Origin of the sequence: Massilia sp. LC238 (genome assembly GCF_000735635.1) — a bacterium.
Classification (GTDB): Bacteria; Pseudomonadota; Gammaproteobacteria; order Burkholderiales; family Burkholderiaceae_D; genus Telluria; species Telluria varians.
In genome coordinates this window covers 1-16,734 of record NZ_JNNN01000039.1, presented here as the reverse complement: position 1 = coordinate 16,734, position 16,734 = coordinate 1, and the positions used below count along the sequence as shown (strand labels likewise).

Here is a 16,734-nt window from a genome sequence, read left to right as displayed (position 1 = left end):
CGCCATCCTTAGTGTTTTGACATAACGTATTTGCACGAGCCCGCCAAGCTGGCGGGCGTTTTGTATCCCGTTGCAAACAATCATCGAGGAGGAGTTATGCTGGCAATGAACTACCGCGGGCCTTACCGCGTCCGCGCCGATCACAAGCCCGACCCCGTCATCGAGCACCCGGGCGACGCCATCGTGCGCGTCACCCGGTCCTGCATCTGCGGCTCGGACTTGCACCTGTACCATGGCCTGGTGCCCGACACCCGCGTCGGCCACACCTTCGGCCACGAGTTCATCGGCGTTGTGGAAGAGGTCGGCTCCGGTGTGCAGCACCTGAAGGTCGGCGACAAGGTGCTGGTGCCATTCAACCTGTTCTGCGGTTCCTGCTTCTTCTGCGACCGAGAACTGTACGGCAATTGCCACAATACGAATCCGCAAGCCACCGCAGTCGGCGGCATCTACGGCTACTCGCACACGGCGGGCGGCTACGACGGCGGCCAGGCCGAGCTGGTGCGCGTGCCGATGGCCGACGTCGGTCCGATGGTGATTCCCGACGACATCCATGACGACGACGCCGTGCTGCTTACCGACGCGGTGCCGACCGGCTACCAGGCGGCCGAGATGGGCGACATCAAGGAAGGCGACACGGTCGTGGTGTTCGGCGCCGGCCCGGTCGGCATCTTCGCCGCCAAGTCGGCCTGGCTGATGGGAGCAGGGCGCGTGATCGTGGTCGACCATATCGAATACCGCCTCGAGTTCGTCAAGCGCTATGCCCAGTGCGAAGTGGTCAACTTCAAGGAAGTGCAGGACATGGCCTTGCACATCAAGAAGATGACCGACTGGATGGGGGCCGACGTCTGCATCGACGCGGTCGGCTGCGAAGCCTCGGGCAGCGCCATGCAGACGCTCACCGGCCGCTACACGATGATGCAGGCCGGCGCCGCGACCGTGCTGCACTGGTGCATCAACTCGGTGCGCAAGGGCGGCAACGTGTCGATCGTCGGCGTCTATGGCCCGACATTCAACGCGGTCCCGATCGGCAACGCCCTGAACAAGGGCCTGACCCTGCGCATGAACCAGGCCAGCGTCAAGCGCCACCTGCCGCGCCTGATCGAGCATATCCGCGCGGGACGCCTGAATCCGAAGGAAATCATCACCCACCGCGTGCCGCTGGAAGAGGTGTCGGATGCCTATCACATCTTCTCGGGCAAGCTCGACAACTGCATCAAGACCATCCTGATCCCGCCAAACGCCAACCAGGTCAAAGCGGTCTCGGCCAGCGCAATGCATTGAGGAGCGAACATGGAACCACGCAGCGATATCCAGGAACACCACCATCACGCGCATGGTCACGACCACGACCACGACCACCTGCAGCGGCACCCGAGCCAGGGCCACATCGCGCCGCGCCGCGCCTCGCGCCAGGAACTGCAGCACATCAACGGCTGGGGCGCCGACCTCGACCGCAAGAACCGCCCCGCCGTGCCGATGGAACGCACCCCGCCGCGCTTCATCAACCAGCCCGAGGGCGATCCGGTGCAGCAGCAGGAAAAAGTGGAAGTGCTGGTCTCTCCGGAACGCCCGGGCATCACCCAGATCTTCGGCACCGTGCAGCCACCTTCCGGCCTCTCGGGCATGATCCGGCGCCTGGCCTTCAAGTCGACCGAGAACGACCTGCGCCACTGGCTGCTCCTGCTGCTGGCCGACCGCGTCAACGTGGTCGAAGGCATCGCCGACGACCTGGCGCACGGGAAGGTCCCGAACGTGCTGGGCGAGATGGGCATCAAGGCCGAAATGAAGCACAACCCGGCCGGGCTGGCCAAGAAGGTGGCGATCACCGCCGCCGTGGTGGGCACGGCGATCTACCTGATGAAGCGGCGCGACCGCGACGACGATCGCTACGAGCGCAGCCGCTACGAGGGCGACCGTTACGGCGATCGTTACTACCGCTGAGCCTCAAGCGCTCCGATGAGCAGGGGCAGCGGGCCCTGGCGGGCCTGCTGCTTGCGCTCAACCGTAGCGTGGATCGTTCAGTACGGGCGACGCCTCGGTCTGCACCAGCACCGGTGCAGGGCGGGGCGCCGCCACCTTGGCGGGCGCCTTGCGCTTGGCCGGCTTGCGGCGGAACTTGATCCAGACCACCAGGCCGGTGATGAAGAACAGCATGGGCGTGAGGCCCACCACGCTGATCAGGATGCGCCCGGCCAGGCCAAAGGCTTCGCCGGTGTGCAGCGGGAACAGGGTGCTGACGAACCAGTCGCCGCCGCGGGCCGTGAGCGGGTCGATGGCGCGTACTATCTCGCCGCTGCCGGCATCCACGCTCACGCGGGTGGCGCCTGCACCGTGGCGCAGCTCGCCCGGCTGGCGCACCCGCACTTCATAGGGCTGGTCCGGCTTGGCCGGGATGCCGATGCGCGACACCCGGCCTTCCGGGTAGCGCACCTGCGCCGCCGCCATCGCCGCACCGGCGTCGATGCGCGGAACCTCCTTCGCGCTGGTATTCAGCGCCTTCTCGTTCTTGGTCAGCGGCGCGACGGCGCGGATGGCCGGCGTCACCCAGTCCGGGGCGTTGAAATAGACCCCCGAGAAGGCCAGCACCAGCAGCACCGGCGCCACGTAGAAGCCGGCGGCGCGGTGCAGCTGGAAGTTGAACTTGGGCCAGTTGCTGCCGCGCCGTACCGAGATCGCATGCCAGAAGGCCGATAAGGTCATCTTCGGCCACCACACCACGATGCCGCTCAAGCACAGGAGCATCAGGGCCAGGCCCTGCACGGCGATGACGATCTTGCCCGCATCGCCCGCCATCAGGTAGCGGTGCAGGTGGAACAGGGTCGGCATCAGGAGCGGCCGCGACAGGCCGGCTTCGCCCCAGTCGCGCTCCCCCAGGATCGCCAGGTTGGCCGGGTCGACCATGACCTGGCGCGTCACGCCCTGCGTCCAGCTGGAATCCGGCTTCTGCGGCCGGTACCAGGCGACGTACACGTCTCCATGCACTTCCGGCAGGAACAGGGTGTCGGGCCGTCCATAGCCGGGCTCGTCCTGCAAGCGCGCCATCACCGCCGCCACCTGGGCCGGGGCCGGGCGGGCTTCAAGGCCGGCGGGGGCGCCTGCGGGCGGGGCCACCCTCAGCAGACCCGGATTGAGCCAGGCATCGAGTTCATGGCGCCAGCCGATGACGGTGCCGGTGAGCCCTTGCAAAACAAGGATGGTGCCGAAAATCAGGCCGGCCCAGAGGTGAACGGTGCGGATGAGCGGTTTCATGTCGGGAATGATAACCTAAATGAGAATGATTCTCGATCTTGCGTCATTACATGATAACGATTATCATTTAGGAATTCCTGCTGAGCAAGCGTATTTCGTATCCATGAATAAGAACAACTCACTTAAAGCGATCCCCGCCGCCGTCGCCACCGCATGCATGTTGATGGCCTTACCCCACGCCATCGCACAAGAACAGACGCCGCAGGAGAACAAGGAAGAAAACCTTGCCTCGGTCGTCGTCACCGCCACCCGCACCGCCAAGGCCGTCGACAAGATCCCGGGCGCGGTCTCGGTCATCACCCAGCAGGAACTCGCAACCCAGTACCTGATCGCCGACGATCCCTCGCAGGCGCTCGCAACCTACGTGCCGGGCTACGCCCCGAGCCGCCAGAAGATGACCTCCACCGGCGAGTCGCTGCGCGGCCGCCAGCCCTTGATCCTGTTCGACGGCATCCCGCAATCGAACCCGCTGCGCGCCGGCATGCGCGAAGGCTATTTCGCCGACAGCGCGATCATCGAACGCATCGAAGTCATCAACGGTGCCTCGGCCATGCAGGGCATGGGCGCGACCGGCGGCATCATCAACTACATCACCAAGACCCCGCGGGTCGAGGGCACCACGTACACGGTGAACGCCCGCCTGGCCAGCCAGTTCGAATCCGACAACCTGGACTGGAAGACCGGTCTGACCGTCAGCCACAAGTCGGGCGACTTCGACATGCTGGCCTATGCCAGCGTGCAGCGGCGCGGCATGGGCTACGACGGCAGCGGCCGCCGCCTGGGCATCGACGCGGTCCAGGGCGATACCATGGATTCGCACGGCAACGACCTGTTCGTCAAGATGGGCAAGAACTTCGGCGACCAGCGCCTGCAGTTGACCCTGAACCGCTTCGACCTGGCCGGTGACGGCGACTACCGCAGCGTGCCGGGCAACCTGGCGCAAGGCCTGCCGACCAGCTCGGCACCCGGCACGCCGATCGGCATGCCGCCGCGTAACAAGGTGCGCAGCGCCAGCCTCGACTATCGCCACAACGACCTGGGCGGCGGCTACCTCACCGTGCAAGTGTTCGGCCACGAGTTTTCCGCACTGTACGGCGCCACCAATACCTCCACCTTCCAGGACCGGGCCATCGCCCCGGTCGGCAGCCTGTGGGACCAGTCGCAGGTGGTGACCGACAAGCGCGGTTCGCGCATCACCTGGGTGCGACCGGACGTCCTGGTGCAGGGGCTGGAGCTGACGGCAGGTGTCGACTGGCTGCAGGACAACCCGCAGCAGCGCCTGGCCGGTACTGGCCGCACCTGGGTGCCGGAACTGAAATTCCGCTCGCTGGCGCCCTTCACCCAGCTCGAGTACGAGTTCGGCCCGGTGACCGTGCGCGGCGGGGTGCGCTTCGAGGACGCCAAGCTCGATGTCGACACCTACACCACCCTGGCCGCCTACGGCAGCCGCCGGGTGGAGGGCGGTTCGGCCGAGTTCTCGAAAGCTGTGAAAAACATCGGTGCCGTGTGGCGCTTCGCCCCGGGCTGGTCGGCCTTTGCCGGCAGCTCGGAAGGCTTTGGGCTGCCGGACGCCGGCCTGGTGCTGCGCGGCGTGGCCGTGCCGAACCAGTCGGTGTCGAGCCTGATCAGCCTGCAGCCCATCGTTACCCGCAACAACGAGGTCGGCATCAACTGGCGTGGTCCCAAGGGCCAGTTCGGCCTGTCGCGCTACGATTCGCGCTCCAAACTCGGCAGCGTGATCCGCATTACCTCGGCCGGCATCGGCCTGGTCGAGCGCGTGCCGACCACGGTCAAGGGCTGGGAAGCAAATGCCGAATGGCGCCCGAGCAAGGAGTGGAGCGTGTTCGGCACCTGGGCCACCCTCGACGGCAAGACCGCCGCCACGCAAGGCGCACCGATGGACCTCGACCTGGGCGCCCGTTCGCAGGGCCCGGACAAGTCGGTACTGGGCGCCAACTGGATATTCCGTCCCCAGACCCAGTTGCGCCTGCAGGCCACCCACCTGCGCGACCGCGACATCAACATCGGCCGCCGCGTCGGCACCAGCAACCTGGAAGAGCACTTCAAGGGCTACACCCTGGTCGATGCCGCCCTGACCTGGGACAGCGCCTACGGCCGCTTCGGCCTGAGCCTCGAGAACATGTTCGACAAATACTACGTCGGCTACTACTCGCAGTCGGCATCTGCAGTTGATGTCAATGCCACCTACGCCGGCCGCGGCCGCACCCTGGCCCTGAGCTGGAACCGCAGCTTCTGAGGCCGCCAAGGCAGGCCGGCAGCCTTGCCGCCAGCCTGCCTGCATGAGCGTTGCGCTCAAGCAAATACTTTCTGCTGAGCTCGTCCAAACTGTCCGGTGGGCGGTCCATCCCAGGACCGCGTTTCCACGATAGGGGACGAGATGAGAACGCACACCACCTTCCCGGCAGCGCTACTCGGCGCCGCCCTGCTGTTCCTGCCGCCGGCGCAGTCCCTCCATGCGGCTCCGATGATGAGCCCGCCCACGACGCTGAGCGCATCCGTCAAATCCGCGCTGCTGGCCCAGCTGGCGGCGCAGCGCCAGGCCAAGGGCCTGGACGCCGACCACCACTACCGCATCACGGCCCAGCATCCGGGCGCAAACGGGACCCAGATCGTGCGCGCGGCCCACACCTGGAAGGGCCTGCGCGTGTTCGGTTCCGAATCCGTGGTGGTGATCGACAAATCCCTGAAGATCCTGTCCGAGTCGGCCTCGGAGCGCCGCCAGCACCTCGGCACCGGCAGCGCCAACCGGCTCGGCGCGCTCACCGCGAGCTTCAGCGTCCAGCCGCAGATCAACAGCCGTGCGGCGATCGCGGCGGCGCTGGCCTCGCTGGCGCCCGCCTTCAGCCAGAATCCGGTGACCGTGGCCAAGCCGACCGCCGAACTGCTGATCTACCCGGTGATGCGCATGCAGCGCGTGGTCGGCGCCGGCGCCAAGGAAGAAGCGGAGCTGAACGCCCTCGACGTGCAGGACGTGGTCGAGCGCTACGAGCTGGCCTACCTGGTGCGCACCCGCCTGCGCGTGGGCGACCAGCCGGTCTACCACGACAGCATCGTCAGCGCCAGGGACGGCGCCATCCTCGACCAGTGGAGCATGGTGCAGACCGTGATCGGCGTGGGGAAAAGCCAGTACAACGGCGAGGTCCCGATCAGCACCACGCTGGCGAACGGCGTCTACCAGATGCTCGATCCCGAGCGCGGCAAGGGCGGCACCTTCGGCGCGATGGCGATCACCAATGCCAACAACGGCAGCAGCGCTGGCAAGGTCTATACCAATGCCACCAATGTCTGGGGCGACGGCAAGCAGTTCGAGGGCGGCAGCACGGTCGGGCCGAACGGCCAGACCGCGGCCGTGAATGCGCTGTGGGGCCTGATGAACACCTACGACGCCCACAAGAACGTGCTGGGCTGGCTCTCGCTCGACGGCAAGAACACCGCCACCACCATCGCCGTGCACGTGAATCGGGGCTACGACAACGCCTACTACAGCGACACCTGCAAGTGCATGTTCATCGGCGACGGCACTTACTTCACCAGCCTGGGGGCGATCGACGTGGTCGGCCACGAGATGGGACACGGCATCACCGCCTCGACCTCGGACCTGATCTACAGCGGCGAATCGGGCGGCCTGAACGAATCGAGCTCGGACATCTCGGGCGAAGTGGTAGAAGCCTATGCGCGCGCCGGCAGCAAGGGCGATAAATTCCCGGAAGAGGGCAACGACTGGCAGCTGGGCACCGAGATCAGCCGCAACGCCACGCCGCTGCGCTGGATGTACCGTCCGAGCAAGGACGGCAGCAGCCCGGATGCCTGGAGCACCTCGCTGCGCCGCCTCGACGTGCACTACAGCAGCGGACCGAACAACCGCATGTTCTACTTCCTGTCACGCGGCTCGAAGGCCGACAGTGCGGGTGACTACTACAGCAAATACCTGGTGAAGCAGCCGAGCGCGATGACCGGCATCGGCATGGACAAGGCCTTCCGCATCTGGTTCCATGCAAATACCACCAAGTTCACCTCCTCGACCAACTACGCCGATGCGCGCGCGAAGATGATCGAGGCGGCCGAGGAGCTGTACGGCAAGGCCAGCGTCGAGTCGGTGGCGGTGCAGCGCGCCTATGCCGCCATCAATGTCGGCGCCGACGTCGACGAGCCGGGCGCCGTCGCCACGCCTTATTGAGCGGCGACGGTCTGTGCGTCCGACATCAGGGGGAAGGGATTCAGGGGAGTCCCTTTCCACCACTGCTTCTCGGGCGTCAGCTCGAACACCGCGAAATGCAGGTGCGGCGCGTTCGGATCGGAATTGCCTGTCACGCCGACATAGCCGATCACGTCGCCGCGCTTGATGTCCATGCCTTCCTTGATGCCGTCGGCGTAGCGGTCCAGGTGCGCGTAGTAATAGGCGTACTTCTCGCTCGGGTCGAACTGGTACAGCGTGGTGCCGCCCGGCTTACTCGTGAACAGCTTGGCCACCTTGCCGTCGGCGGCCGCCAGCACCGGCGTGCCCTTCGGCGCCATGATGTCGAGGGCTTCATGGTGGCGCTGGGTGCCGCGCGGCTGGTCATAGGTGTCGCTGAGGTTGGCGAGCTTGATGCCCTGCACCGGCACCAGGAGCTTGCCATGGACTGCAGTCGCCACCGCATCGGCCGGCGACTGCGGGCCGGAAGCACCCACTGCAGGGGAGGGAGGACGCAGCGGCAGGTCGAATTCGCTCAGGTCGGCCTGGATGCTCGGCGGACCCGGCAGTTGCGGATCGATCTGCGCCGCCGGCACGCCGGCAGCCGGCGGCGCGGTGGCCACGCTTGGCGCCGGCTCATCGGGCACGGCGCGCAACATCACGAACAGGCCGCCGGCGCCGACCAGCACGCCGAGCAGGAAGGTCATCAACCATCTCATGTCATCCTCCGTTGGGTGTCAATCCAGTTAACTCTCCAGCACCACCTCCAGGCCCGCGCCGACCGCGCCCGCCACTTCGGCGGCGCTCCAGTTGGTCAGGCGGATGCAGCCGTGCGACTCGGTCTTGCCGACGTGGCCCGGCACCGGCGTACCGTGGATGCCATAGTGTTCCTTCGACAGGTCGATCCAGACCACGCCGACCGGGTTGTTCGGCCCCGGTGCGATCTTGGCCTTCTTGTCGCCCGGCTCGGCGTCCCAGAACAGCTTCGGGTTGTAATGGTAGGTCGGGTTGGCGTGCACGCCATTGATCTTCCAGGTGCCGATCGGCAGCGGATCGTTGGCGCTGCCGGTCGAGACCGGGTATTGCGCAATCAGGCCGCCCGCCGCGTCGTACAGCTGCAGCACCTTCGGCCCTTCCTTGACCACCACTTTCGCGGCCTTCGGCAGCGGCTGCTTGCCGTGGACGTTGGGGACGACGATCTGCTCGCCGGCGCGGCCGAAATCCTTGCCCGGATTCAGGCGTTCCAGCATGGCCGGCTTGGCGTGGAATTTCTCGCCCAGGCCTTCGAGCACGTTGGCATAGCCCAGCTCGGGCAGCTTGGCCTTTTCCATCATGTCGCTCGGCACCGGGCGGAACGGACCGGCCACGTCGGCCTCGACCAGGGTATAGGTGACCAGGTGCGGGCTGTTGTCGGCATTCAGCGCCTCCCAGGTGGCGGCATCGAGCTTGCCGGTCACGGGCAGCTTGCGCAGGGACTGGAAGGTGTTCAGGGCCTGGCGCATGTTGGAGCCGTAGGCGCCGTCGATCTCGCCGGGCGACAGGTTGGCGCGGTCCAGCAGGACCTGGGCGCGCAGGTTGCGTTCGAATTCGGCCTTTTTCGCGGCGGCCGGATCCACCGGTGCGCCAGCCTGGGCAGGCGCCTGTCCGGCCACTGCCGGCGTCTGTTGCTGTGGCGCCGGCGCGGGCTGCTGTTGCGCAGGGGCGGGAGCGGGCACCGCCTGCTGTGCATGGGCCAGGGGAAGGGTGCCCAGCAGGGCAGCCACGAGGAGGGGGAGGGCGTGCGATTTGCTCATTTTGGTTTCCTGCAATGCTTGCTTTTGGAAACGTCAGGTTAGGCCTGCGGCCGTACCGGGTCTGTGCGAGAACGAACTCAAGCAGTCGGGGCCGCTTGTTGCCCGAGGCAAGCTACAATCGCGCCATGAGCACCCACACCATCGTGCTGCAGCCCAGCGGTTTCGCCTGCGAGGCGGGCGAAGACACCAGTATCCTCCACGCTTTCGAAGCGGCCGGCATCGAGCTGCCCAATTCCTGCCGCAACGGCACCTGCCGCACCTGCATCTGCCGGGTGCGCAGCGGCGAGGCCACGCACCGGATCGAGTGGCCGGGGCTCTCCTTCGACGAGAAACGCGAGGGCTACATCCTGGCCTGCGTGGCGGTGGCGCGCAGCGAGCTGGTGATCGAGGCGCCGGTGGCGCACCGCATCGATTGGGGCGATTGAGGGGCTTGACCGGCCTGTCAGTCCTGAACAGCTTAAGGTTGCGGCCGGCCCAACGCCTGCTCGATTACACCCAGCACCTGCGGCCAGGCATGCGAACTCGCCGCCACCTCGTCGTAGTGGCTGGCGCCCGGCAGGATCACCACCTCGGCAGCATCACCCGCCTTGCGCGCCCGCGCCGCATAGTCGTGCGCGACGCGCGGCGGCGAGATCGTGTCGAGTTCGCCCGTGACCAGCCAGGTACGGCTGCCGTTCGGCATGAGTTCCGCCGCATTGGTGTCCACGAAGACGTCCGGCCGCCCGGGACCGGGACTGCCTGCCAGTTCCACGGTATCGCGCCCGCAGCTGGACTTGATCAAGGCAGCTTCACTGCGCAGGTCGGCCAGGCCGCCCAGGCTGACGACCGCCGGCACCTTCAGGATCGGCGCACGATGCAGCGGGCTACCGGCCGGAATCCGGGAGCGTCCCGCCATCCACTGCACCAGCTGGCCGCCGGCCGAGTGGCCGACCGCGACCAGGCGCTGCAGGTCGAGAGGATAGCGCCCGGCCTGCTTTTCCAGGGTCTCGAGCGCCGCATGCATGTCCAGGTAGGTGCCCGGATAGCCGCCGCCCGCTTCGTCGGTGCGCCGGTATTCGACGTTCCAGACCGCGATCCCGCGCGCCGCCAGCGCCCCGGCCATGTTGCGCAGCTGGGTGATGCCGCCGAACTTGCTGGTCCAACAGCCGCCGTGCACCAGGACCGCGACCGGGAAGGGGCCGCTGCCCGGCGGCAGGAACAGTTCCGCGTACTGCGAGGGCGCTTCGCCGTAGGGAATGCGGGCGCTCGGCGCGGGACCGTTCAGGGCCAGGTAATCGGCCAGCTTCATCGGGGTGGCGGCGGATGCGCCGTGGATGCCGGCTGCAAGCAGGGCTGCGAACAGGATGGGGCGAAGATTCATGGTCGGTGAGGAAATAGTCGAGCAAGCACTATAGCCGAGGATGCCAGGGCGCGGCGGGTCGCCTTCAGCGCCGCACGATTGAAAAACCCGGCTTCGGCATCCATGCTAGGCTGCATCCAAAGCCAACCACGTCAACAGGAGGAGTGCGATGAGCCAATCGAAATCCGGCGGAAGCCAGACCAACAAGCAGTCGGACAACATGTCCGAGGAAGACATGGCGAAGCAGCGCGCGGGCCAGAACACGCAGAAAAGCAGCTACGACCACATGTCGGACGTCAAGGCCGGCAAGGGTGAGGGCGCCGGCGGCGGGGCCAAGCAGAAGCATCAACGCTGATTGACACCTGTGCTCGCCGCACGGCGCGACCAGCATGCGCCGTGCGGTGGGCTTCACCCGCGGGTGCGCCCGCACCATCCGAGAGGCTGACCATGACCATGCTTGCTCAAGAAAACAAGCTGCACGGATCAACCCCCGTGTACGCCCACAGTACCCCCGAGCCGGACGTCCCGGACCCGACGCCGACGCCCGACCCGCGGCCGCCCGTGCCGGACGATGTCCCCGACCCGGTCAATGCCCCGGTCGAGGAGCCGCGCTTCCCCGAGCCGCCGATCCGGGCCGCCTGACCCGTCGCCCAGGCCGGCCCGGGCGCGCAGCCCGTGGCCGGCCGGCCAGACCCGTGCCGCCAGCCGGACAGGGTCTCAAAACCTCGTAGTTCCGAGGATGACGCGATGAACCGTGATTGCCACTCGGCCGTCCGTCGACCTGCCACGTCGGACAGGACGGAAACGGACAGCTAGAAGCGGGGTGGCCGGGCGGGGAAGACGCCGGTCGTGAAGGCCGGCATGGAAGCTCAGTTGCGCGGCTTGTCCTGGCTTCCGGACGAGCCCTGGCTGCCCGATGGCGGCAGCGGCGGAATCTGACGGATCATTTCTTCGGTTTCCAGTTCTCCAGGGGATTTCTCACCGCTGCCGATATCGGATTCGTGCAGCACGTTGGGGCCTTTTGCCGCGGGGTCGACTTGGCGGGTTGCGTTGCTCATGGTGCGCTCCAGGTGGTTGTTCGACAGGATGATCCTAACAGGGCCGGACGGTCATCGGCGCGCGGGACGCCGCACTGCAACATTCGGTCCGGCCCGCAGCGGCGTGCCGATCCATGTCATGTTGCCGACATCTAGGCCTGCCTATAATGGATCGGAGATATGGAGCACAGAAGGACCCCACAACAAGCACTGCCAGATGCCGGAGGAGACCATGGGCCGTACCCTGCACAACACCATCTACCTGGGCCGCGGCCCGCTCTACTACTCGCGCCGGGCGCAACTGGCGCTGGCGCTCGGCGTCGCGGCAAGTGCCGGCCTGGGCTGGCTGGCCTTCCGGGCGCTGCGTTGATGCTTGCCCTCGGCCGGCGCGCCGGTTACCATGGCGCGCCCTGGCCGAATAGAAAACAGCATGAAGAACGAACAACTGACGACGGACGAATACGACGCCCTGGAACTGGTACGCCGCGGCGTGAAGCGCGACACGGCGGGTGCCTGCGTGGGGCGCAATGCCAAGCGCCTGTCGGGATTGAAGATGCTCGAATACACCCGCGACGGGCGTATCGTGCTCACGGAAAAGGGGCAGCAGGTGCTGTTCCTGCGCCGCTGCATCAAATCGCTGACTGCCCTGGCGGATGACCCGCAGGCCGCGCTCGACGGCGACGTGGTCCGCTTCTTGAGCATCAAGTCGCACATCGCCCCGCTCGAAGGCGGGGGCTACGCCCTGACCGACAAAGGCCGCGAGACGCTGGACGACATCACGCGCCAGCAACAGCAGCAGCGCCGCTAGGCGCCTTTAAAGCGCCTCTTAATTGATCCGGCGGCGGTTCGGATAGACCAGTACCCGCACGGCCACCTCGGCCGGCACGTTCATGGTCGCCAGGAACTCGGCGGCGCGCTGCAGTCCGAGCGTGGGGATCGATGCCACGGCCTGGTTGATCAGGTCGCGGGTGCGGATGTCGGTGCGCTGGCGGCGTACGCCACTGACAGTGCCCGCTGCGGCGGCGACCGGAGTCAGCTCGCGGGTGTCATTCATCATGATGGATATCCGTTATGTCTGAGGTTGCTAAAGAGACACGGCTATTCTAAGGCTAACAATGTTGTTTAGGCTACAAATAAATAGCCTATAAGCAGCTTAGCGGATAAATGACGATGGGAAACTTGAGCCGGATCAAGCCTCGGCGATTTCCGGCGCGATTTCCGGCGCCGGTTCGGGCTCGGTTTGGCGCGGCGGCGGCAGCGCCTTGCGCTGGACCAGCAGCTGTTCGAACTCGTCGGCCGCCAGCGGCTTGCTGAAGAAATAGCCCTGCATTTCGTCGCAGCCATGGCTGCGCAGGTAGTCGAGCTGCTCGAGCGTCTCGACGCCTTCGGCGATCACGGCCAGCTTCAGGTTATGCGCCAGCGCGATGATCGAGGTGACGATCGCGGCGTCGTTGGCGTCAACGGTGATGTCGGCAACGAAGGAGCGGTCGATCTTCAGCACGTCGATCGGGAAGCGCGACAGGTAAGACAGGCTCGAATAGCCGGTGCCGAAGTCGTCGATCGACAGGTTCACGCCCAGCGACTTCATGCGGTGCAGCAGGTCCACCGCCGGCGTCACGTCGCTCATGAACAGACTTTCGGTCAGCTCGATCTCGAGGCAGTCCGGGTCCAGCATGGTATCAAGCAGCACCGACTCCAGGCTGGCGACCAGGTCGGCGGCGCCGAATTGGCGCGCCGACAGGTTGACCGCCACGCGCAGGCGTCCCAGTCCCGCATCCTGCCAGGCCTTGTTCTGGGCGCAGGCGGTGCGCATCACCCAGGCGCCGATCTGGACGATCAGGCCGGTCTCCTCGGCGATGCCGATGAAGCGGCCGGGCGGCACCATGCCCAGCTCCGGATGCTTCCAGCGGAGCAAGGCTTCCATGCCGACGATCTGGCCGGTCTTGAGGTCGACCTGCGGCTGGTAGTGCAGCACGAATTCGTTACGCTCGAGGGCGTTGCGCAGCGCACTTTCGATGCGCACCCGCTCCAGCGACTCCTCGTTCATGGCCGGCGTATAGAACTGGAAGTTGTTGCGTCCCATCTTCTTGGCGCTGTACATCGCGATGTCGGCGTGTTCGATCAGGCTGTCGGCCGGCGTGCCCTCGCTCGGGTAGACCGCCACCCCGATCGAGCAGGTGACGAAGAATTCCTTGGTGCCCAGCATGACCGGCTGGGCCACCGAATCCATCACGCGCTGCACGATCTCGGGCGAGAGCGGCTCGTCGTGGTGCTCGGACAGGATCACCACGAATTCGTCGCCCGACAGGCGCGCCACGGTGTCGGTGTCGCGCAGCGAGCCGGTCAGGCGCGCCGCCACCGTCATCAGGAGCACGTCGCCGGCCTTGTGGCCCATCGAGTCGTTGACGAACTTGAAGCGGTCGAGGTCGATCAGCATCACCCACATCGGGCGGCCGCTGCGGTTGGCATAGGCGATCGCCTGGCCGAGGCGGTCCTGCAGCAGCGAGCGGTTGGGCAGGCCGGTCAGCACGTCGTGCTGGGCCACGTGGTGCACGCGCTGTTCGGTGAGCTTGCGTTCGGTGATGTCGCTGCCGGTGCCGCGGTAGCCCAGCAGCTCGCCGTGTTCGTCGAACACCGGCTGGCCGTTGACGCAGAACCAGCGGGTGTCGCCCTGCGCGTCGACCACCTTGTATTCGAGGTTGGCGAAGGGTTCGTGCGCCTTGACCTGGGCGATATGGGCGCGCCCGGCCTCGGTCTCGAGCAGGGCGGGGGCGTGTTCCCAGCGCGTCTTGCCGAGCACCGCCTCGACGGCGACGCCGGCCTTTTCGGTGAAGCCGCCGGTGACCATGGTGAAGCGCAGGTCGCGGTCCTGTTCCCAGTACCAGTCCGAGGACATCGACACCAGCTGGCGGAAGCGCTGTTCGCTCTGCTGCAGGGCGCGCTCGGCGCGCTCGCGCGCGGCCATGTCCTCGACCAGGCGGCGGTTGGTGCGGCGCAGGTCGGCGGTGCGCTGGCGCACCAGCTGCTGGACCTTGCGCGCGCGCTGGCCCGAGGCCTGCACGAAGGCGGTGCCGAGCAGGGTCATCAGGATGCCGCCCACCAGCAGGGCGGTCGAGGCCATGTGGTCGTGCAGGAAGGGGCGCGGCGCGCTGGCCACTTCGATGCGCCAGGGCTTGCCGGCGATGCGCAGCAGCTTGCTGGCATGGCCGGGCTGGCCCGGTGCGAGGAAGCCGGCCAGCCAGCCCTGTTCGGGCTTGCTGGTGTCGCCGGTGGAAAACAGCAGGTTCGCCGGGCTGATCCCGTCGCCGGCATAGACCGACACGAAGATTTCGCTGGAACCCTCGCGCGGATCGAGCAGTCCGGTGGCGGCCAGCGAAGCGCGCACCAGTTCCGGGCCGCGGATGACGATCGCGGTGTCGCCGGCCAGCGTGCCGTCGCGGTCGAGCACCGGCATGACCAGGCTGAAGGCCGGCTGCTTGCGCTCGTCCTGGGCCAGCTGGAACAGGTCGGTGGCGGCGGCGCGGCCCTCGCCGCGCGCGATCGCCAGCGCGCTCATCACCTGCACGTTCTCGCCGGCATTCAGCCCGAAGGCACGTTCGTTGCCGGCCATCGGTTCGATGAAATCGACGATGTGGTAGCGCGCACGCGGCGGCGCCGCCACCAGGCCCTGGGCCTGCAGCTCGGTGAACACGGTGCCCGGGCGGATCCGCTGCAGCTCGCGTTCCACGGCCGCGCGTTGGTCGCCCGGCACCGTGCGGTGGACGTTGAAGGCCTGGATGTAGCGGTGGCGCTGAAGCAGGGCGGCGGTGAAATCGCGGAAATGCTCGCGGCTGACCGGCTCGCCGCGCGCGAACAGCTGGTTGGTCACGGTCAGCACTTCGACGGCCTGGTCGATGCCCTGGCGCACCGCGGCCACGCGCTCGTCGGCGCGCTGGGCGAAGCCGAGCGCCATGTTGTCGTACTCGAGGTGGCTCACTCCCAGGAACAGGGCGCCGGATGCGGCCAGGCCGCCCCCGAGCGTGAGGGCTGCCGCGAGCGTCAGCGACAGGGGCAGGCGAGGCGCCATGGATGTGTCCAGAAGGTCCGTGATAACGACGTGCGCAAGATGCCTAGAGGCTTGCCAGTAGGCATCAATACGTGGAGTGTGTCACATCCGGACAGTTTTCGGCAAACGAAATGTCGCAAGCGCGCGCCAGGCGTTTGACCCGCGCGCTTCAACGGCGCTGCGGTCGCCATGCCAGCCAGGCAAGGACCAGGCGTGCCAGCAGGCGGTTGGCCGGCGCACTCCCGAGTCCACGATTCCCCAGTGTGTCTCGCAGGAAGCGCAGGGCCCGCCCTGGCGCGGCGCCGGGGAGGGAGGGGCGCTGGGCGAGCAGGATCTGGTTGTTGCCGGCGATGCCGGACAGCCAGCAGACCTGGCCATCGAAGGCCGCCTGCAGGCGTTGCACCGCGGTCACATAAGCGGGATCGTAGGTGAAGATGTTCGCCACCAGCACGCCGCCGCGACGCAGGGCGCGCCGGCAATGCGCATAGAAACTGGCGCTGGCGAGTGCCGGCGGCAATCCGGCCGCGTCGAAGCCGTCCACCAGCAGCACGTCGACGTCGCCAGGCGCGTCAGGCTCGCCGGCGCCGGCCCGGGCCAGCCAGTCGGCCGCGTCGCAATGCAGCACGCGCAGCCGCGCATCGTCGGGCGGGACCTGGAACTGCGCGCGCAGCGCGATCACGTCGGCACGCACTTCGAGCACCGTGATGCGGGCCTGGGGAAACCGGCGGCGGCAGAACTTGACCAGCGAGCCGCCTCCCAGCCCCACCATGAGGATATGGCGCGGGCGCGGCGCCAGCAGGGCAAAGCAAATCATCGCGCGCGCATAGGGCAGCACCAGGGCGTCGGGGCGCGACAGCCGCATCTCGCTCTGGATCTCGCCCGGGGTGAATTCCAGCGTGCGGCGGTCGCCCCGGGTGGTGACGATCGGCGGGGGGAGGGGGGGGGGGCGGGCGGGGGGGGGGGGGAAGACGGCGGGAGAGGACGGGGGGGTCCCCCCAGGGGGAGGTGGTGGTGTGGCTCAGCTTTTTGTGACATGGCCATCCCGAGAACAAGACACTCCCCCACTTCCCGCGCGC

17 protein-coding genes are annotated in these 16,734 nt (G+C 67.1%); 9 read left to right on the top strand and 8 right to left on the bottom strand.

Annotation, left to right across the window (positions count from 1 at the left end):
• The first annotated feature begins 96 nt into the window (after positions 1-96).
• Both FG94_RS11005 and FG94_RS11000 read left to right on the top strand, forming a co-directional pair.
• A complete protein-coding gene (locus FG94_RS11005; protein WP_036211159.1) occupies positions 97-1,281 on the top strand; it encodes a zinc-dependent alcohol dehydrogenase in 1,185 nt (394 codons plus the stop codon).
• Positions 1,282-1,290: 9 nt separating this feature from the next.
• Positions 1,291-1,941: a hypothetical protein gene (locus FG94_RS11000; RefSeq protein ID WP_081925923.1), complete on the top strand. Its 651-nt coding sequence runs from the start codon at positions 1,291-1,293 to the stop codon at positions 1,939-1,941.
• Positions 1,942-1,998: 57 nt separating this feature from the next.
• Here the strand turns inward: FG94_RS11000 and FG94_RS10995 are convergent, their stop codons facing one another.
• Complete coding sequence (locus tag FG94_RS10995; RefSeq protein WP_081925922.1) at positions 1,999-3,249, bottom strand: PepSY domain-containing protein; 1,251 nt, start codon at positions 3,247-3,249, stop codon at positions 1,999-2,001.
• 163 nt (positions 3,250-3,412) lie between these two features.
• On the opposite strand from FG94_RS10995, the gene FG94_RS10990 reads away from it, so the two are divergent.
• Both FG94_RS10990 and FG94_RS10985 read left to right on the top strand, forming a co-directional pair.
• A complete protein-coding gene (locus FG94_RS10990) occupies positions 3,413-5,506 on the top strand; it encodes a TonB-dependent receptor (RefSeq protein WP_229445917.1) in 2,094 nt (697 codons plus the stop codon).
• Between the two features lie 141 nt (positions 5,507-5,647).
• Positions 5,648-7,447, top strand: coding sequence for a M4 family metallopeptidase (locus tag FG94_RS10985; protein ID WP_036211156.1), 1,800 nt, complete (start codon positions 5,648-5,650; stop codon positions 7,445-7,447).
• Here the strand turns inward: FG94_RS10985 and FG94_RS10980 are convergent.
• Positions 7,441-8,163, bottom strand: a complete 723-nt coding sequence (locus tag FG94_RS10980) for a M23 family metallopeptidase (protein ID WP_036211153.1) — start codon at positions 8,161-8,163, stop codon at positions 7,441-7,443. The two genes, FG94_RS10985 and FG94_RS10980, sit on opposite strands and share 7 nt — an antisense overlap.
• A gap of 27 nt (positions 8,164-8,190) precedes the next feature.
• Positions 8,191-9,237, bottom strand: coding sequence for a L,D-transpeptidase (locus FG94_RS10975; RefSeq protein WP_036211150.1), 1,047 nt, complete (start codon positions 9,235-9,237; stop codon positions 8,191-8,193).
• Between the two features lie 125 nt (positions 9,238-9,362).
• On the opposite strand from FG94_RS10975, the gene FG94_RS10970 reads away from it, so the two are divergent.
• Entirely contained in the window at positions 9,363-9,662 is a 300-nt protein-coding gene (locus FG94_RS10970) for a 2Fe-2S iron-sulfur cluster-binding protein (RefSeq protein ID WP_036211147.1), read from the top strand.
• A 32-nt stretch (positions 9,663-9,694) separates the two neighbouring features.
• On the opposite strand, the gene FG94_RS10965 is transcribed toward FG94_RS10970, so the two are convergent.
• The gene (locus tag FG94_RS10965; protein ID WP_036211144.1) at positions 9,695-10,597 is read right to left on the bottom strand and encodes an alpha/beta hydrolase; all 903 of its coding nucleotides are present in this window, start codon (positions 10,595-10,597) and stop codon (positions 9,695-9,697) included.
• 148 nt (positions 10,598-10,745) lie between these two features.
• Between FG94_RS10965 and FG94_RS10960 the strand changes: the two genes are divergently transcribed.
• Entirely contained in the window at positions 10,746-10,931 is a 186-nt protein-coding gene (locus FG94_RS10960) for a hypothetical protein (RefSeq protein ID WP_036211142.1), read from the top strand.
• A 92-nt stretch (positions 10,932-11,023) separates the two neighbouring features.
• Positions 11,024-11,218 carry a hypothetical protein gene (locus FG94_RS10955; RefSeq protein WP_036211139.1) on the top strand — a complete coding sequence of 65 codons (195 nt, stop codon included), beginning with the start codon at positions 11,024-11,026 and terminating at the stop codon, positions 11,216-11,218.
• Between the two features lie 227 nt (positions 11,219-11,445).
• On the opposite strand, the gene FG94_RS10950 is transcribed toward FG94_RS10955, so the two are convergent.
• Positions 11,446-11,634: a hypothetical protein gene (locus tag FG94_RS10950; RefSeq protein ID WP_036211137.1), complete on the bottom strand. Its 189-nt coding sequence runs from the start codon at positions 11,632-11,634 to the stop codon at positions 11,446-11,448.
• 211 nt (positions 11,635-11,845) lie between these two features.
• Here FG94_RS10950 and FG94_RS27885 point away from each other — a divergent pair, with 211 nt between their 5' ends.
• Complete coding sequence (locus FG94_RS27885; protein ID WP_169728098.1) at positions 11,846-11,983, top strand: hypothetical protein; 138 nt, start codon at positions 11,846-11,848, stop codon at positions 11,981-11,983.
• A gap of 60 nt (positions 11,984-12,043) precedes the next feature.
• Entirely contained in the window at positions 12,044-12,421 is a 378-nt protein-coding gene (locus tag FG94_RS10945) for a hypothetical protein (protein ID WP_036211134.1), read from the top strand.
• An 18-nt stretch (positions 12,422-12,439) separates the two neighbouring features.
• Here FG94_RS10945 and FG94_RS10940 read toward each other — a convergent pair whose 3' ends face one another.
• The 3 genes from FG94_RS10940 to FG94_RS10930 form a co-directional block, all read right to left on the bottom strand.
• Complete coding sequence (locus FG94_RS10940; protein WP_229445916.1) at positions 12,440-12,670, bottom strand: hypothetical protein; 231 nt, start codon at positions 12,668-12,670, stop codon at positions 12,440-12,442.
• Positions 12,671-12,802: 132 nt separating this feature from the next.
• Positions 12,803-15,679, bottom strand: a complete 2,877-nt coding sequence (locus tag FG94_RS10935) for an EAL domain-containing protein (protein ID WP_036211128.1) — start codon at positions 15,677-15,679, stop codon at positions 12,803-12,805.
• A 148-nt stretch (positions 15,680-15,827) separates the two neighbouring features.
• Positions 15,828-16,520: a transferase spermidine synthase gene (locus FG94_RS10930; RefSeq protein WP_229445915.1), complete on the bottom strand. Its 693-nt coding sequence runs from the start codon at positions 16,518-16,520 to the stop codon at positions 15,828-15,830.
• Between the last annotated feature and the right edge of the window lie 214 nt (positions 16,521-16,734).

What these genes read in the sequence shown, in the direction of transcription:
- FG94_RS10955 (WP_036211139.1), top strand. Translation starts at nt 11,024, where the DNA reads ATGACCATGCTTGCTCAAGAAAACAAGCTGCACGGATCAACCCCCGTG.
- FG94_RS11000 (WP_081925923.1), top strand. Translation starts at nt 1,291, where the DNA reads ATGGAACCACGCAGCGATATCCAGGAACACCACCATCACGCGCATGGT.
- FG94_RS10965 (WP_036211144.1), bottom strand. Translation starts at nt 10,597, where the DNA reads ATGAATCTTCGCCCCATCCTGTTCGCAGCCCTGCTTGCAGCCGGCATC.
- FG94_RS10980 (WP_036211153.1), bottom strand. Translation starts at nt 8,163, where the DNA reads ATGAGATGGTTGATGACCTTCCTGCTCGGCGTGCTGGTCGGCGCCGGC.
- FG94_RS10985 (WP_036211156.1), top strand. Translation starts at nt 5,648, where the DNA reads ATGAGAACGCACACCACCTTCCCGGCAGCGCTACTCGGCGCCGCCCTG.
- FG94_RS10970 (WP_036211147.1), top strand. Translation starts at nt 9,363, where the DNA reads ATGAGCACCCACACCATCGTGCTGCAGCCCAGCGGTTTCGCCTGCGAG.
- FG94_RS10995 (WP_081925922.1), bottom strand. Translation starts at nt 3,249, where the DNA reads ATGAAACCGCTCATCCGCACCGTTCACCTCTGGGCCGGCCTGATTTTC.
- FG94_RS10945 (WP_036211134.1), top strand. Translation starts at nt 12,044, where the DNA reads ATGAAGAACGAACAACTGACGACGGACGAATACGACGCCCTGGAACTG.
- FG94_RS10935 (WP_036211128.1), bottom strand. Translation starts at nt 15,679, where the DNA reads ATGGCGCCTCGCCTGCCCCTGTCGCTGACGCTCGCGGCAGCCCTCACG.
- FG94_RS10930 (WP_229445915.1), bottom strand. Translation starts at nt 16,520, where the DNA reads ATGCGGCTGTCGCGCCCCGACGCCCTGGTGCTGCCCTATGCGCGCGCG.
- FG94_RS10940 (WP_229445916.1), bottom strand. Translation starts at nt 12,670, where the DNA reads ATGATGAATGACACCCGCGAGCTGACTCCGGTCGCCGCCGCAGCGGGC.
- FG94_RS10950 (WP_036211137.1), bottom strand. Translation starts at nt 11,634, where the DNA reads ATGAGCAACGCAACCCGCCAAGTCGACCCCGCGGCAAAAGGCCCCAAC.
- FG94_RS11005 (WP_036211159.1), top strand. Translation starts at nt 97, where the DNA reads ATGCTGGCAATGAACTACCGCGGGCCTTACCGCGTCCGCGCCGATCAC.
- FG94_RS27885 (WP_169728098.1), top strand. Translation starts at nt 11,846, where the DNA reads ATGGGCCGTACCCTGCACAACACCATCTACCTGGGCCGCGGCCCGCTC.
- FG94_RS10990 (WP_229445917.1), top strand. Translation starts at nt 3,413, where the DNA reads ATGGCCTTACCCCACGCCATCGCACAAGAACAGACGCCGCAGGAGAAC.
- FG94_RS10960 (WP_036211142.1), top strand. Translation starts at nt 10,746, where the DNA reads ATGAGCCAATCGAAATCCGGCGGAAGCCAGACCAACAAGCAGTCGGAC.
- FG94_RS10975 (WP_036211150.1), bottom strand. Translation starts at nt 9,237, where the DNA reads ATGAGCAAATCGCACGCCCTCCCCCTCCTCGTGGCTGCCCTGCTGGGC.